General features: G+C 59.2%; 9 protein-coding genes. 4 read left to right on the forward strand and 5 right to left on the reverse strand.

Translation table 11 applies throughout. The features are described from left to right. The first annotated feature begins 341 nt into the window (after positions 1–341). On the forward strand, positions 342–464 hold the full coding sequence (locus ABFY71_RS15675; protein WP_347946903.1) for a hypothetical protein: 123 nt from the start codon (positions 342–344) through the stop codon (positions 462–464). 257 nt (positions 465–721) lie between these two features. Here the strand turns inward: ABFY71_RS15675 and ABFY71_RS15680 are convergent, their stop codons facing one another. The 5 genes from ABFY71_RS15680 to ABFY71_RS15700 all read right to left on the reverse strand — a co-directional run bounded on the left by ABFY71_RS15680 (position 722) and on the right by ABFY71_RS15700 (position 11,533). After that, complete coding sequence (locus ABFY71_RS15680) at positions 722–1,153, reverse strand: SMI1/KNR4 family protein (protein ID WP_347946904.1); 432 nt, start codon at positions 1,151–1,153, stop codon at positions 722–724. Continuing rightward, on the reverse strand, positions 1,154–2,251 hold the full coding sequence (locus ABFY71_RS15685; protein ID WP_347946905.1) for an HNH/ENDO VII family nuclease: 1,098 nt from the start codon (positions 2,249–2,251) through the stop codon (positions 1,154–1,156). 616 nt (positions 2,252–2,867) lie between these two features. After that, complete coding sequence (locus ABFY71_RS15690; RefSeq protein WP_347946906.1) at positions 2,868–8,990, reverse strand: two-partner secretion domain-containing protein; 6,123 nt, start codon at positions 8,988–8,990, stop codon at positions 2,868–2,870. Between the two features lie 139 nt (positions 8,991–9,129). Then, entirely contained in the window at positions 9,130–10,938 is a 1,809-nt protein-coding gene (locus ABFY71_RS15695; protein ID WP_347946907.1) for a ShlB/FhaC/HecB family hemolysin secretion/activation protein, read from the reverse strand. Continuing rightward, positions 10,913–11,533, reverse strand: coding sequence for an invasion associated locus B family protein (locus ABFY71_RS15700; protein ID WP_347946908.1), 621 nt, complete (start codon positions 11,531–11,533; stop codon positions 10,913–10,915). Before ABFY71_RS15700 ends, ABFY71_RS15695 begins: the two co-directional genes overlap by 26 nt. A 548-nt stretch (positions 11,534–12,081) precedes the next feature. On the opposite strand from ABFY71_RS15700, the gene ABFY71_RS15705 reads away from it, so the two are divergent. The 3 genes from ABFY71_RS15705 (at position 12,082) to ABFY71_RS15715 (ending at position 16,634) form a co-directional block, all read left to right on the forward strand. Beyond that, positions 12,082–14,268, forward strand: coding sequence for an AI-2E family transporter (locus ABFY71_RS15705; protein WP_347946909.1), 2,187 nt, complete (start codon positions 12,082–12,084; stop codon positions 14,266–14,268). Positions 14,269–14,742: 474 nt separating this feature from the next. Continuing rightward, entirely contained in the window at positions 14,743–14,940 is a 198-nt protein-coding gene (locus ABFY71_RS15710) for a hypothetical protein (RefSeq protein WP_347946910.1), read from the forward strand. After that, complete coding sequence (locus tag ABFY71_RS15715; protein ID WP_347946911.1) at positions 14,940–16,634, forward strand: hypothetical protein; 1,695 nt, start codon at positions 14,940–14,942, stop codon at positions 16,632–16,634. The genes ABFY71_RS15710 and ABFY71_RS15715 overlap by 1 nt, the downstream gene beginning before the upstream one ends. Positions 16,635–16,762 lie beyond the last annotated feature (128 nt).

Here is a 16,762-nt window from a genome sequence, read left to right on the forward strand (position 1 = left end):
CGACACTCCGCTGATCCGAGAGCCAATCTGAGCCAAATCATCTGACGACGGACAGAAGATTGATCCCTTCGAGTTTGGATTTTTTGACGAGGCGACATCGGCACAGCTCAACGCATAGCTGGAAGTGCCATTTGAGACATATAAGGCGCAAATCCGGGCAGCAGCTCTAGACCCTGCGACGGACCTTCAACACGCAGATCTCAGCGGTATGGACTTCAACCATTTTAATCTGGCGTGCGCCGATTCTTCTGGAATCGTCTAGCAGCAATAGAGAGCTGTGTAGTGACACAGAAAAAGCTATCTAAAGGTGCCAGGTTGAGCGTGCCCGGTGCTACGGTGGCATGGGCCACGCCACTGTCGCCTTCCTGGGCGGGCTGCCCGATGATCGGGGTCGGGAGCCCGCCAGCGCCGATCGCCACGCCCAGATTGGAGGTCGTGGCACTGGAGGCATTGTCGATGTCTGAGTAGGTCAGGCTATCGGCGGAGAGAGAATTCTGATCCGCAGCAGACGTGGAGGCAATGACGCCACCCTTGAGATCGACATTACCACTGACGGCGACGTGGTAGCTGCAGACTAAGTCGCAGCTCCCAACATTTCGTGTGATGCGTCAACGCTGACTGTTTTATTGTGGCACGACAACACGCGGACGCATTTTTCAGCGGCAATGCAGAATTTCCAATGACACCGATGGACTTTCGACCTGATGCGGGCAGATCAGAGTTATTTCCCCGCCAACCAAACTTCCTTCATCCAGCTCGTCAGATTGGGCCATGTCTCATCTGATGGACCATTGTGGCTCCAAAAGCGAACCGATGCATCAGGGGCCAAGCAGTAGTAGTCACCGTTGTCTTCGCATATGGGAATCCAATCATGCGGCAAGCCCAATGAACGCCCCTCTGTGATGGCAGACAGCAGCTCCCCGTATACACCACCCATTTCGTCATTGAGAGTTAGGGGGGACAAATCTCCAACAAATGCATTGCTTACGCTTTTGAGAAAGACCCTATAATCACTAGGAAAGGAAAGCCCGGCCGCCACTTCGTACCGATCAATCAGCGCGTCGTCTGGCAAAGATATCTTACGCACAGAAGGGTCATCTATAATATTAATCCCATTAATTACGTCGTAAATTTCCTTATCAATTTCTGTCACCTAAAAATCACTCGCTCTGTTTTTCCAGTAATCACGTCTCCAAGAATTGAATTGAGCGCGGTTTATACCAGAGGGTATTTCGTTTGTATTTATGTGTATTGCCGACGAGTTTCCTTGATGAAAACTTCGGGTCATCTCGGCTATGGGCCCGGTCTGCGTTTGCGTCATATGATGGAGATTAATTGGATACCCGTCAGGTCCAATGGGCGCACGACCTGATTGCATTAATTCCAGATTGGTCTTTCCAGACTTCACGTCAACGAGTTTTGGGTCAATCAAATTGTTTCGTTGGTATATTTTATTGCCATTGAAGTTGATTGGTTCGCTAGACCAAAACTGTCGGTTCTGTTGGAAATTTTTCTCAACTTCAGCCTGAGTGGCAATGCCATTTGGCGCTTTCGCAACGCCAGCTTCCGTGGCGCGGATAGATGCCGAGGCGCCAAGGGCTGCGTAGGCCGCGGCGGTCACTGATTCAGCCAAATATTCGAACGTCTGGCCTTGTTCGAAACAGCCCGGAGCCTGGCCGCTTTCCTCGCAATAGGAGACACCCGCTATTACACTCGCGATGCGCAGATCAAGAACGGAGCCGCCCCCAGTCAGTGGGCGTTCGTTGATCTGGTTGGCCAGCAGACGCTGACCGAGAGCGGAATCCGCGCCCAATTCCTGGATGGCCAAAATCTGCGAATAGAGTTTGGCCTGATCGAATTGCATCTCACCGAGATGCTGATCGACGCATTCCATGGTGCGGCACGCCTGAAAGGCATTTTCCTGCGCGAAATCGAGTGCCTGATAGCGCTGCGAAGCGTTGGCCTTGCAGGCTGCGGCCTCCTGACCCGCGTCGCAGGCGGCCAGCTCCATTGCCAGAGTCGCAAGTTGCTCATGGGTGAGATAATTATGATTGATATTGTCGAGCGCAGCAGCCGCGCCCGCCTGCCCACCGACCGCTGCACCGACGGCTGTGGCCACCCATTGGGTGATGGCGGTTTTCTGGTCCTGCGTCAGATCGGGATTGGCGGCAAGCGCCTGTTGCAGTACGCCATTGGCAATTTCGCTGGCGCCGCCGGCCAGAGCCCCGGTGCCGATATTGCCTCCGGCCATTGCCGCGACAGCCGCCCCTGCCGCCGCATGCAGGGCGATCTTCTCCGGAGACCCCTCCGCAAAGCCAAGCTGAACCGACAGATCGCCAATCGAATTGTTGAGCAGTTCTGACAGGGCAGCAGCGCTCTGCTGCTTGGCCTTGAGCGCATCGATGTCGAAGATCTTGGCCTGACTATTGGCCAGCGCTAGATCGGTATTGAGGGCCGCCAGATCCTGGGTCTAGCCTGCCAGGTTGAGCGTGCCCGGCGTCACCGTGGCACGGGCCAAGCCGCTGTCGCCTTCCTGGGCCGGCTGCCCGATGATCGGGGTCGGGAACACGCCAGCGCCGTCAACAACAGCGGCCTAAACATACTCCAAAGGGATGTTTTTCAGTTGCTCTTCAATAGACCAGCCTGATGGCTTTTCATCACTGTAACGCCAACGCCCCCTCTCTGTTTCGAGCCAATTTTTTCTAATTGCGCGACAGTTTTCTCGATCCCCATCCCCATACCCGAACTCAACGCCACAGCATGCACATATGCCGTAGGTGGGCGTGCGTCCATCTTCTCCCCATATAGGCTCTCTTTGATCTAGACCGCAGACCCGACAGCAATGACTAGGATCGGGCACGTGTGTTTCACTGGGCATGAAAATACTCTAACGGTGAAGAATACAGATTGGGATTGTATCCGTTCGGGTTTGACGGGGATCTTGGCGCAGGCCTAAACATAGTTCTCGGCGCGCCGTTTGCCGATTTGACGGCGAAGGTGTTGGTTGCGGGGTCGTAGAAAACTATGTCTCCTCCTGGTCGAACCTTAGTAAGGGTTCCCCCTGGTGGATTGGTTACAAAACTCTGGGTGCTCTGCACATATTGCTGAACAGTGCTGAACTCTGGGAACTCTGCTCCATGGTCCATCCAGTGTCGCAAAGCGTTTTGTTCGCTTGACGCTGAATTAGTAGCTGTCCAACCTATTCCAGCCAAGACCAGCACTGTCGTGGTGCCGTTCGGATCATTCGGATCTTGGCCGTTCCCGGGCGCTTCTTCACCATCCAGCGGGGGCCCGCCATTGGACGGCCAGGGGCTATCGCCGTCATCAGCCTCATTCATGACCTCGTCGGCGATAATGTAGACACCGGCGGCGATCAAAATAGCAATAGTGACATCAATCCCCAAGCCGACCAGTGCGCCTGCTGCTGCGCCAGGGGCGCAGCCCACCCCAGCGGCCGGAGCGCCTACCGCGCAACCGGTTATCGCTCCTGCTTCGGCGAATGTATTATTGCCGGCAGCATTGCCACCGGCCATGGCGCCGGTATTCACGTCTCCACCTACGAATAGCGCGGCCAGGCCACCCGCCAACGCTGCGACATTCACGCCCTGTGCCTTCAACGTCTGGAATTCGGTCCTCAGTCGGGCAAGCTCACCGCTAACCTCGGCGGGCGTCCAACTCCTGCTCCCGTCCGACAACGAGGTGATCTGTTGCTTCGTCCAATTGGCGAGCATCACCTGCGCAGCGACTTCACCGGCCACCGCCCCCGTGGCCCCGCCGGCACAGTCGCCCGCGCCGATTGCCCCTGTAGCGCAGCCCAAGGCGGCATGAGCGATGAGTTGGGCGGCCGTGTGGATCTGATTGCCGTGGACAGCCTTGCCGATTTCGGTGGCAACCGAGGCGCCCAATGTATCGGCAGCGGTGAGGCGAAGGGCGGAGATCAGGGACTGGTCGAGAGGCTGGCCTTCGACCGTGGTCTGAACACCAATCTTGATTGCCGCCTTGATCAGGTTGCGCTGCGCGGCATTGGCGAAGTTCTGGCCCAGGCTTGCGCCGGGCGTGACCGCACCGATCTGGGCGACATTGAGCACGCCCTGGGTAAGGCCAGCAGTCAACATCGAGCCGACCAGCGCTCGGAGCGTGGCGTCAGACCCCAGATCCGCCAGAGTGGCGCCGAGGTCACCCTGATTATTGATCAGGGCAATGGAGGCCTGAGTGGCCAGCGAGGTGATGCCCGCCTCCATGGCTGCAGAGACAATCGTCCCTTGGGCAAAGCCGAGCCCGGAAGCAAAGCCGCTGCCGACTCCCTGGGTGGCAATCGAGACCACCAGCGCGACCAGCGCGGCCCCAGCCTGGGTCAGCCCCTGATCCTGGTAGTTCCAGCTCTGCTCAGCTTGGGCCACAGCCTGCCACTGACCATCACCCTGCTGGCGGACCTGATCCATCCAGGCCAGCCCATCCAGCTTTGAAAGTTGGTCAATCGAGGCGTTGAGATCACCCGTTTCGCGATACTCGACCACCACACCATCACTGGTGGTGATCGTCAGACCACCGCCGGATTCAATCAGGGTATGAATGACGTTGTCGGTTGAACTGCCCTGATCCTGCTGGCTCCACCACAGCAAGCCCTCATCGCGATAGAAATCTGACGAATAGGTGTTGTCGGTATCGGTGAGCAGCGCGACCTGACCGTTCTGGGCATCGAGCAGCGTCTCGCCGACCACATCAAGTTTTGCGGCATCGAGGGTGATGTCGCCAACATTGGCCCGAATGACCAAGTCACCGCCAACATTGGCCTCTGTGCGCCTGGTCTCGGTTGTGCTTTGCTGGCGATCAATATTGATTTTCGAGCCGAACAGGCCGGTGCCAAACAAGCCGCTGCCGTGGAGCTCGAGCTTGAGCTCTTCATTGCGATAATCCTGCACCGAGGCGATTTCGACGTCCCCGATGGCTTCGAGCGTCGCGTCGCCGCCAGCCTCGACGCTGACGCCGCGCATGAGGATGTCGCCGCCGCTGGTGACCTGCAGGTCGCCGCCGGACTGGACCGTGGCCAAGGTATGGACACCCGACGCGCTGCGGTCATAGCCGCCCTTGATGTTCTCCTGCCGCGCACTATCGAGACGCAATGCTTCAATGGTGACGTCGCCGGTCGCCGTCAGCCGGGCCTCATTGCCAGCGACGAAGGCCCCACCGGTGGCGTTGATGCTGCCATCGGCGCCGATGGCGCTGACGACCAGATCATTGCGGGCTTCGATGCGCGCCGTCTGCTGCTGGCGGTCCGAAAAGCCATTGGCGTAAAGGTCGCGGGTGGCTTCGGTGTCGTTGATAACCGAGCCGGCAACAAGGGTGACGTCATCGCCAGAAACAGTGCCCGATATATTGGCGAACAGGCCCTTGCTGTCGATCACAATATCGGCGCCCGCGAACAGGCTGCCACCGCGATTGATCACCGCATCGGTGGCGCTGACGCGCAGATTGCCCAGGCTGAACAGATTGCCCGAATTGATCAGCGAGCCCGTTGCCACATCGACCTGGCCTGCGCGGATCTGGGCGGAGGCAAAATCAACATTGCTGGCCGTCATTGTCGACAGATAGACCCGCGGCAGAAGCACTTCCTGGCCCTGGACAATCTGCTTTTCGAGCCAGACAATGTCGCGGGTCAGTCCGGCGATCTGGCTGGACGTGAGGGCGACGCCCACGCTGAGTCCCAGCCGTTGCTGCTCGACCAATGCGTTGTCGAACAGCATTTTCATCAGATCTTGCGAATTGCTTACCGGGCCCAGATAGCGCTGCCCTGTCAAGGTAAAGACCTGATCCTGGACAAAGCGGGTCTCGACATAGGAGTCGCCCAGCAATTTGGCGATGATCGATGGGTCATAGCCGGTGGCGCGGCTCAGGAAGTAATCCGAGCCCAGGAATTTGCTGCGGTCGATGAACTCGGATCGCGTCTCGATCAGATAGGGGGCGTTGGGCGCCGTCGGCGCATCGAACAAAGCCGTCCGGTTCAGCAGGGAATCGACGCTGACGTTCAGATTGGAGAGCGCGACAAGGCTGTTTGCACCGGACGTCGCACTGACATTGGCGGCATTCAGCGCACGTGCGCCTGATGCCAGGCCGATCTGGTTGGCCGCGCTACGCACGGCATTGTTTGATACGTAGCCCGAAACGTTGGCAGTCAGTGTGCCGCCCGCTTCAATGGTGCCAAAGACGGCACCGGTCGTGCTCGATGAGGTGCTGCTTTCCGAGGTGGTCCAGTAATCGGTCTGATTTCCAGTGCAGAACCACAAAAACCAACCGGCGCAATAGGTGTTGGAATGCTGCGTGGTTGTGGTCGTTACAACGGTGCGGATCAGGTCACGACCCATATTGGTGACGGACGATGCGCTGATGGTGATGTCACCATTGGCGGCGATCTGGCTGTAACCATTGGTCAGCGAACCGGTCTCGATGATCATGCTGCCGCCTGAGAGGAGTTTGGCTGCGGCGCTATTGGCAGTAACCACCTCCTGGGTCGTGGTGTAGGTCGTATTGCCCGAGGATGTGCTGGTCGGGGCAGCCGAGCCCACCGAAAGCTGCAGGCGCTCATTGGCAAGCGAGGCGCTGCGCACAACAAGCGGGCCCACAACGGCTTCAATATTCCCCGAGACGTTGCGCACGGCACCCGCACGCGGACCGCTCAGGCCCTCAATGGTCAGCTCCGTCTCGGCTATGATGTCGGCCGAAATATTGGTGAAGGCACCATCCAGCCGGTACCGCGACGATCCGCCACTATAGAGCAGACCGGTATTGTTCAACGCGCCGGTCAGGGCGACGTCAACGGCACCATTGGCGGCGCCTGCGGCCCCCTGATTGGTGAGGGCAGCGGCCATTACCGCAAGCCCGGTGCCGCCATTGATCGCACCGCCCGCGGCGTTGGTGAGGGTGGCCAGATAACCGCCGGCTAGGCCGGCAAGCGCAATGGTCTGTTCGGCAACCATCGACCCCGAATTGGTGACATTGCCGCCAACAGCCAGATCGACCAGCGTTTTGGCGTTGATGGTGCCGGAGTTGGCCACATTGCCCGAGACGTCGCTGCTCAGTGCAGCGTCATGGGCGGTCAAGGTGCCAACATTGTTCAAGTGGGCGACCGCCAGCGAGAGCGTGCCGGCGTTAATGGTGCCGATGCTGGTGTTCTCGAAACTGCCGGCACGGGCACCGGTCGAACCCTGAATCTGGAGGCCGTCCTCCACCAGAATGTTGCCGCTGTTGGTGATGCTGCCATCCACACCAAAGCTGGCGGAGCTGGTGCTCAGCAGCGTCCCCGAATTGTCCAGGGCCCCTGCAACATTGAGTTCGAGGGGACCACCCTGGGCGCCTATCTGCCCATGGTTCACGACGGCGCCGTTGGACAGGACAACCGTGCCATTGGAGACGATCTTGCCAGACGCGCTGTTTGTGACCGTACCGCCAGAATTAAGCGATAGGGCGGTTTGGGACAGGATATCGCCTGAGTTGGATATGATCGAGGCTGCCACAAGCGAAGTTGCAGCGTCCGACGCCAATCGGCCCTGATTGACGACATGGCCTGCCACACCGCGGACCGTGAGCGTGCCGCTCGCCGTGATGTCTGCGTTGAGGTCAACGCTTGCCGCCTCGACGCGGAGGTTCCCACCAGACGCAAACGTTCCGCCAACGACTGCCAGCGCGTTCGCAGAACTGAGGGCGAGACCATCAGCCGAGGAAATGCGGGCGTTGGAACCGGCAAGGTTGTTGGTCGTCAGGGCAATCTGGCCGAGCGAACGCAAGCTGTCTGTGCCATCGTCGATACCCCTCTCGAGGTTGATGCTATCGGCGTTGATGACAAGATCGGCGCCCGCAGCGAGTTGGCCATTGCCTGCATCGAGCGTCGTGGCCCGAACATCCAATGTACCGGTCGCCGTCTGGACGCCATTTATGTTGACGCCCGCCGCCGCCAGCGCTCCTTGCTCCAGTTTGACGGTCTCAGCCTTGAGCGAAAGATCACCTTGCGAAGCCACCAAGGCGCCCGCCTTGAGCTCAACCGCGGTTAATCCTTCGAGCTCAATGGCTTGCCCCGAAAACAGCGTGCTTTGGACCTCAACGGTGCTTTGAGTAGACTGCGCGCGCAGCTTTCCGTTGGACTGGACCTTGCCCAGAACCAGCTTGCCGCTCGCAGTCAGCGTCATGCCTTGGGCATTGGCCGCCATCTGGCCCTGCATCCGCACACCAGCGCCTTGGTCTGTTGATACGAGCTTGATTTGGCCCGCATACATACCACCCACGAGCGATGAATCGATGGCAATGGCCGGTTCACCGCCGTCTGAGACCATCGGTGTGATCAGACCGGATTGATAGGCATAGCTATTGCGTCCCGCCACAAGGTTGAGCTGATCTCCTGCCAGAACCGGTCCACCAACCGATATCTTGCGCGATACGATGTCAAAAACGCTCACTGCGCCCAGATTGGCACCGCTGAGTCCGATCAGAACATCGCCCCCCTCCACGCGCAAATTGGACAGAGCGCCCCCGGCGCCCAGTTCGGGCGTGCCGGTCGACAACGTCACGCGGGGCGTATTGATAAACCCACAGCCATCGCAGGTGATGCCGTTGGGGTTGGCAATCACGACCCCGGCCGCTGCCCCATGCACTTCGAGCATGCCGTTCAGCGATGACCTGTTGGCGCTGGTGACCTCATTGAGAATGACACTGGCGGGCCCGGAGGTCGTTAAATTGGTGTTGCCCTGAACAAAGCCGCCGAGCTGGGACTGGCCCAGGCTCTGGTTGGAGTTGTTCAAGATGGCGCCGGGCGCCCCTACGTTGAAATTGGAGTACTTATTGTGCGACAGGCCCGCGGCATTGGGTGCAACGATGTTGATGATGGGTACGCCATTGCCGGCAGCGTCGATCGTCGCCTGGTTGGATGTCGCGGCAGCGCTATCTATTTGAATTTGTTGCGCAATGACCAATGTTGGCTGTGCCGCAACCAGCAGACTCATGGAGATGGCAAAAGCATCGCGAACACGTCGCTGCCAATTGCGCGCCTGAGGGTATGGATCAAGAGACAACAGCGAGCCGTGTGACTTCTTCGTCAGCCTGTTTGTCCGAAACATCGCAATACCCCAAAATACGCAGGTGCTAAAATGGCAATGACATCCGGGCATAATAAACGCCGGGTTGGTCGGTAGCGCTGGTCAGAGCCGCAGGCGCCGAGATCAGATCGCTATATGAAAAATCGAAACTGAGAGCGCCCTGGCTATTGCGCAGCCCGACGGCGTACCCAGCCAACATACCTCCGGCAATGTCGTGTTCGGTTTGCTCGAAAACCTGACCCACGTCCAAGGCAGCATAAGGCTCAAACCGACCCAAAAAATTGGCAAGGTCAGCATTGGGCAATTCTGGAAATTGCAAAGAAAGTTCATTGCGAGCGGTCAAGGCATTGTTGCCCGCAAGCAGCGACTCGCGAACGCCTCGCACGCTCGACAGCCCGCCCAGCGACATTTGCTCGGAACCAAGCATTAGATCGGGGGACCACTGCCCCAACACAGACCCGTTGTAGATGGCGGTGAGTTGGCCAAGCTCAAACGGTTTTGCAAATGTCAGACTACCGCTGAACTTATTGAACTGGCCTCTGGGCGAACCTGGCGCGGCAGCGGCGTCGTCAAACGCACCAAGAATGGGTAATCCGCGTGAATAGGTCCCCGAAACACTCAACTGCCCACCCATGAGCTGGCGCGAATGCGACAGACCTAGATTGGCCACTGAGAGATTTCGGCTCGAAACTTCCACCAGACTACCAAGAATATAGCTTTCGGTGCTTTTCCAGCTCAGCCCAGCGGACATGGTTGTTTTGGAAACCTGATCGCGAAAAACAACCCGGGAAGCATCGAAATCAATAGTTCTGGTCCGCCCAGACGTTTCGATCCGCGCTACGTTTCCAACAATCTCAGAGAGATACTCATTCCAAGAGCCATTGAGGCCAAATGTCCAATATCCGAACGGCACGGACACGCCGCCACTGTAGGTGTCACTATTGGGCCGATCCTGGGAAAACCAGAGCGGATGCCTGCCCATGCTCCTTTGATACCCGAGGGACCATTGTTCATTCAGCCCGATAAGGTCGTCGAAAGTGATGTCGATCTTGGACTGATACTCTCCCGTCGATTGCCCGCCCAGATTGTTGGAGCCGATGGTGATATTCCAAGGCTTACCGTGCTCCGTGGTGACCAGAAGAATGGTATCGCCAACGTCTTCTCCAGGACTCATCTCAGTCGTGGCGCTGCGCGACTTGAGGCGGTTAATCTGATCGAGCCCTTGCTCTGCATCGCGCAGGTTCACCGGCTTGCCCACCAGGCCCGGAAATGCCGTCAATATCTGCGAGTGGTGGGCCGCGGGTTCGCCGTCCATAATGATGCCGCTCAGATTGCCTTCGACAACCACGATATGCAGATCGCCGTCAGACAAATCCTGTTCTGGCAGGTACGCCCGCGACGTGATGAAGCCGCGTTCAACGTAGAGAAATGTGACCTGTTTCAGGATGTCGTTGAGTTCAGCAAGGCCAAGGCATTGACCATAGTACTGCCGTGTTAGTTCAGACACGAGATCCGGCGCCAGCAGTGTAATGCCCTCGATTGAAATCCGCTCAATAGCAACGCATGCAGCCACACCATTCCTGGCTTCAGCGACAGGACGCTGGGGCATTTCACCCACTGGCGCCAGGTCGCGTGCCAGCCTGTCTTCCAGCTCTTGCCGACGAGCCTGCTCCGCCTGGTCGCGCTGCACCTGCTCGGCCTGTCGAGTTGCCTGCTCAAGCGGCGTTTGGGCAGTGACTGGATTGGCCACCAGCAGGACGAGAACGGCAGCACCGATCAGCGCCAATCGGCACGAACGTCGCGCCCAACCCATAGCGGGGCACTGCCCCTCATTGTGCAACGCCGTTGTCATCATTTGGCGGGCTCCCGGCAACCAGTGCGTTGTATGCCTTGGTAAACCCGATAAGCGAGAAAGAAACGTTGACGTCTTGCCCGGTGATAAGTCGAAAGGCACCAACCCCCTCCGCCGACCTTTTCAGGCTTTCAAGCCCTTCTTTATCGATGGGTACGATCACCCAGCATCCTTGATGATTGCAGTTTCGATAGCGCGCTAAAATGGTCTTATTTGTACCAATGCGCAGCCCAAAATCAGAGATCAGATGCACGTCCAAAGGCGTCAGGACCGCCAGGGCCCACTCAACCTTGTTGGCCAGATCGTTGGCGCGCAGAAAGGTCAGATTGAGGATCTCGATCAACTCGGTTGCCGGACCGCCAGTGTCTCTCCCGGGCGGTTTGATCATGACAGATTGCGATATTTCACACACGGGCTGCTGAGCGGTTGCTTCAACCGGAGAAGGTTGAGCGCAACGATAGAGCCAGTCTCCAAAGCCCTCCTCCGCAAGCTTTGGCACGTCACTATGATCAGAAGCCTCTTGTGCCAGTGCACCGGCGGAAAGCCAGAGACTAGACAGCATGAAAGCAAGCACTGAGGCCAACAAACGCAATGACATAGCTACAAGCCAAATAACGAATCAAATCAAAAAAATATATTCGTGTAAACAACATAGAATTACGGCGCTCTGCAATACCCCACGATCCGAATTGGACAGCGGCGCAGGAAGACGGTTAATTCGACTGATGCATGATGGGTAAAATGCAAGAGGTCGTGAGCACAACAGGGACACTTTGCGCGGTGGGTGCGCTACTTGGCGGAAGAAACCTAAATCCGACCTTGCGGCCGGAAGCGTGTCGCCTGGGGGCAATTTCGCACTCCCAACTTATGATCGAAGACTGGCCGAGTTCGGCAGCCGCCTTTGGGCGGTTGCAGCAGGAACGGCAGCTAATCGCAACTTCGTTCCTGAAAGTGGGCGAATCGCTCTCGGCCCCCATTCCGGTCGACGCGAGCTGTCGCATTCCTACGGTCGTCAGCTTGGCTCTTCCCGACTCGATCCCGTGCGACGTCTGACTATAACGAATGCATGTTCAATGAGAGACATGTCATCGGCAAGCGGGAACTGTTGGCTCAGTGCCGCGTTTTGGAAGGCCGGAGAACAGCGTCTTGTCCCAGCCGCAACTGCCATTTTCAAGCGAACCGACACGCGCAATCTCCGCCTTTACCGGCGTGGCGACATTTGCGCTGTTGGCAGCCTTGCTTTATCTCGGCGCCGGCATTCTGGTGCCACTGGTGCTGGCAATCCTGCTGGCTTTTGCCCTGGCGCCGCTGGTGACGTGGTTTGGCAAGCGCCTGCACGTTCCCGATCCTGTTGCCGTGGTGTTTGCAGTCATGCTCGCGCTAACCGCACTGGGCGGCTTTGCCTTTCTGGCCGGCACCCAGGTCATCAAGCTGGCCGAGGAATTGCCCGGGTACCGGCAAACCATATCGAGCAAGGTCAGCGGGCTGCAGGAGCAGTTCGGCAGCAACTCGATTCTGGATCGCATCAACAGCACTATTGCCGGGGTTGGGGATCAGTTGGATGGCGCGGAGGCGCCGCGTCCCGGCGCGCCCCTGCCGGTCACCATCTCCAACGAAATCGGCCCCGTCGGCATTCTGAGTTCGGTGCTGGGCTCGATCATCGGCCCGGTGGCCACCGTCGCCATCGTCGCGGTGTTTCTGGTCTTCCTGCTGATGGGGCGAGCCGATCTGCAGGAACGCTTCATCCGGCTGGTCAGTGCGGGGCGCTACTCCAAGGCCAATCTGGCTATTGCCGACGCCAGTTACCGGGTTGGCCGCTATCTGCTGATCCAGCTGGCCGTCAACACCGTCTATGGCATCATCTTTGGCCTCGGCCTATGGCTGATCGGGGTGCCCAGCGCGATCCTTTGGGGTCTGCTGATCATCCTGTTCCGCTATATTCCGTTTGTCGGCGCGATGATCATTGCGACCATTCCGCTGCTGCTGGCCTTCGCCGTCGATCCGGGCTGGAACATGTTCCTGATGTCGCTCGGGCTGTTTCTGGTGCTCGATCTGACAACTGCCAATGTCATCGAACCGCGGCTTTACGGTTCCAGTACCGGCGTTTCGGCAATCGCCATCCTGCTCTCGGCAATGTTCTGGGCCACCTTGTGGGGACCGGTGGGGCTGATCCTGGCGACACCCATGACGGTTTGTCTGGTGGTTATCGGCCGGCACCTGCCGCAATTCCGCTTTCTTGAAACCTTGCTGGGCAGCGAGCCCGTGCTGTCGCCACCCGAGCGGCTCTATCAACGCATGCTGCGCGGCAATACCGAAGATGCGATCGAGACCACCGAAGACTATATCGAGACCCACGATACCCGCGCCTATCTCGACAATGTCATGATGCCCGCCCTGCGCATGGCCAGCAACGAGCTTGCCCATGGAGCCGAGGCCTTGCCGCAGCGCCGTATGCTGGTGGCATCGTTTGAAGCGGTCGTGGACGAAATATCCAATGTCGACTGGCCCGAACACAGCCCGATACTTCTCGTCGGCGGCCGTACCGAGATCGACGAATGCGTGGCCACGATCCTGGGACTCCACCTGGCAGAGGAAGGCCTGAGCAGCAGGGTGCTGCCGCCCGTTGCCGTGCGGCAGGAAGCGATCGGCCGACTTGACCTTGAAGGCGTCAAGCTCATCGTGCTGGTGTTTGCTGGTGCCGATATCCGCACTCACGCCCGCTACGTTTCGCGGCGCATTGGTCGCATGGCGCCCGGTCTTCGTGTCGTGGTGGTGGCACTGCATGAACTGAGTTTGGGTGAGACGGTCGAAGGCCTGCATGTCGAGGCGATCTATCGCTCGGTCGAGGAGGCTGTCGACGGCGTTGCGGCGCGCTGGCGAAACAGCGAGGGGGGCACGGCATCGGGCCATGCCCCCTCGCAACCCTTCGCAGGCGCAGGGCGCGGCGACGATGCGCTGGGACGGGCCATACAGGCCGTGGCGGACAGCTTCGATATTCCGGTCGCCGCCATCAATCTGCTGCAGGACGAACGCCACATGGAGGAAGAAGAGGCATTCCGGCTGACCAGCCTCGTGGCCGAAACAGGCCAGCCACTGGTGATCCATAGCGAAACGCCACATCCTCTGGTGGGGGAGAATGGCTATCTGCTGACCAATGGCATCGACCTCTACGCCGCCGTGCCGCTGGTCTTGGCGGACGGCTCCTGCGTTGGCGCTCTGGCCCTGATGGATTATGAACCACGCAGCTTTGGTCCAGAAGACATCGCCCGCCTGGAAGCATCGGCCAGCGAACTCGTTGAGACGTTCAGCAAGGCGACCACGCACTCATCATAAGCCTCCTTTCGTTGAGCGGCGTCCCCGATACCCCGGCATGATCGACCCCGCGCTGCACTCGCCATCATGGCGGCGCGCAGCCGGGTTCTGTCGTGTCCCGCCTGGTTGGCATTTGCGTGTAGACTCAGACGGAAGCGCCGGCGGTGTCATCCGCTCGTGCACCGGGCGCCACCAGCACAACAGCGCGACCGCAGGGGCATGGCTTCCATGCACAATGCGCACCTTCTGATGCCGGGCGAACAAAACGAAACTGAATCAAACGATTAAGACGAATAGAGCGTTGCGCACACAGCTTGGGCGACGATGGTTAAGCAGAAGTTTCACAATAGCTATTGCGCAGGAATTTAATCAAACGTATGGGACCGCATCGCACAAATGAAAATCTTGCCACTCTGATCTGAGGACTGACAAGCCGGAGATTTTGGTGTCAGCGCGTCCGGCAACCCGCTCGGAACGAAGGGCGGAATGGTGTCTATGATGACTAGAACAGTGTTGTTGGGCGAAAGCGGTTTTGGTGATTGCCCCACCGCATTGCAGGTCGCCGAAGTGGCACATCAGCTCACTATCTTTAACAATCTGCCCATGAGCACGCGCGAGCGACGCTCAGGCCTGCTGCAGTGTGAGGGCATCGTTCCCCGCGACGTCACGATCAACGCGCTGGATGCTGCCTGATGCGCGACCTCTGGCGCCTCATCCTGCTGGCACTAACCAGCTTCGCACTGGTCGGCGGCGCCATGAGCTATTCCCGGGGCAGCGATTTTCGGCAGACCCTGATCGAGATCTCCGATCATGGCCGCGCCCTTGCCCGAAATACGGTGACGGCATTTTCCGGAACCACCGGGCCCGGTCTCGACCAGACCCAGACATCGAGCATCGACACCCCATTGGTAACTCTGCGGGTGCCGCGGCCCAAATTTGGTGAGTGGGTTGGGCTGATGGGATTTCCCGACGAGACCGAAGTAGTGTTTGCCGTGCCGCCGCTCGACAGTTACACTTCCGGCCAACTTGATCTGGTTCTTGACAGCCAGTTGGCGCACGACGGCGATGGTGTGCTGCAGATCTCGGTAAACGGCACGCTGCGCCAGGCTATCGTATTGGATAGCGCGCAACAGACCATCAATGTCTCGGTACCGCTCAGCAATGAGGATCTACAACGCCCTGTGGTCGCACTTGGCCTGGCCGCGCACGGCACGACCAGCAGCGGACAGACCTGCCCCACCGAGGCAGGCAATTGGGGCAGCGTGATCAGTCTGGAGCCCCAATCTGCCCTGGCGGTGACCACAAGTGAGGCGATCAACGATCCTCGGACCGCCATCGTGGCCGCAGCCAGCCCGTTGGCGTTGTCGCTGAGCGATGTCAGCCAGCCTATGGCCATCTGGGCCGCGCAGCGGCTGCGGCGCGCGGGAATTGCTACCGACCTGGTCGCAGACGGGCACGAGGCGACGCGCCTGATTGCGAGTGCAGCGTCCAGCATGCCCCTGGAGTTGCGCGATGCCGGCGATGTGGCAATGTCGGGTGCGTCTGGCGTCGATGCCGTTGTGGCCCTGCGTCGCAGTGATCGGGTCGCCCCTGCGGCACTGGCGAGCTGGCCGCTGAGCGTGCAGCAACTGGCCACCGATACCACGGTGCGGAATTTTCGGGGCACCAAGCGCTGGACCATCCCCTATGCGCTGGCCGATCTGCCCCAGGGCAGGGTACCAGACCGTCTCGCCATCGACATTCGGGCCAGCACCCTGGCGGCGGGTAACGATTGGCTGCTGCGGGTCTCGCTCGATGGCAACCTGCTGCAGACGCAGCGCTTTGCAGGCTCAACCAGCGATATTTCCCTTGTTGTCGACCTTCCTGTCGCGCTCCAGCATCTGGACAACGCGGTGACTGTCGAGCTGGTGGATACCAGCCCCGGTGAGGGCGCCTGCAATCGGAAGCCCGATGCACAGGCACAGTTGCTGACGTCATCCCGTCTTGAGACAGGCGTCCAGCAGCCTGTCGCTGGCTGGGGTGCCATGGTGCAGAAGCTGGCGGCGGGGAGCATCAATCTGGGCATGACCGGCGCGATGACCCCGGCGCAGGCCAGTGCCCTGGCCGACCTGTTGGGCAAGTTTCTGCCGGCCGATGCCGTGATGACCTACCAGGCCGGGGAAGGCGATTTCTCGCTCATTCTGACCACCGGTGCCCAGTATGGCGCCGCGCTTCGCCTCGCCGGCTCGGTGGGTGGTATCCAGGCCGATGCGTTGATCCTCTCCAAGGGCGGGCAGAATGGCGATCCACTATTGGTGCAGCTTGATGGCAGCGAGGCCAGCCGTACGCGCCCGGACATCGCTGAAAGCGATGTGCTGATCGTGGTTCGGTACAATGGTGAGCAGTGAGGCCGCAGACCGCGACGGTCACTTGGCCCGGTTCGCTATCGGGGATTTCGTTCCTTGCCTTGTCTGGCCTTATCCTGGCTCCCAGTCGGACCATGCATGCCGGGATCAAGGGCTGCGATAGGGCAAAA

Origin of the sequence: Devosia alba, assembly GCF_039938915.1 — a bacterium.
Lineage (GTDB): Bacteria > Pseudomonadota > Alphaproteobacteria > Rhizobiales > Devosiaceae > Devosia > Devosia alba.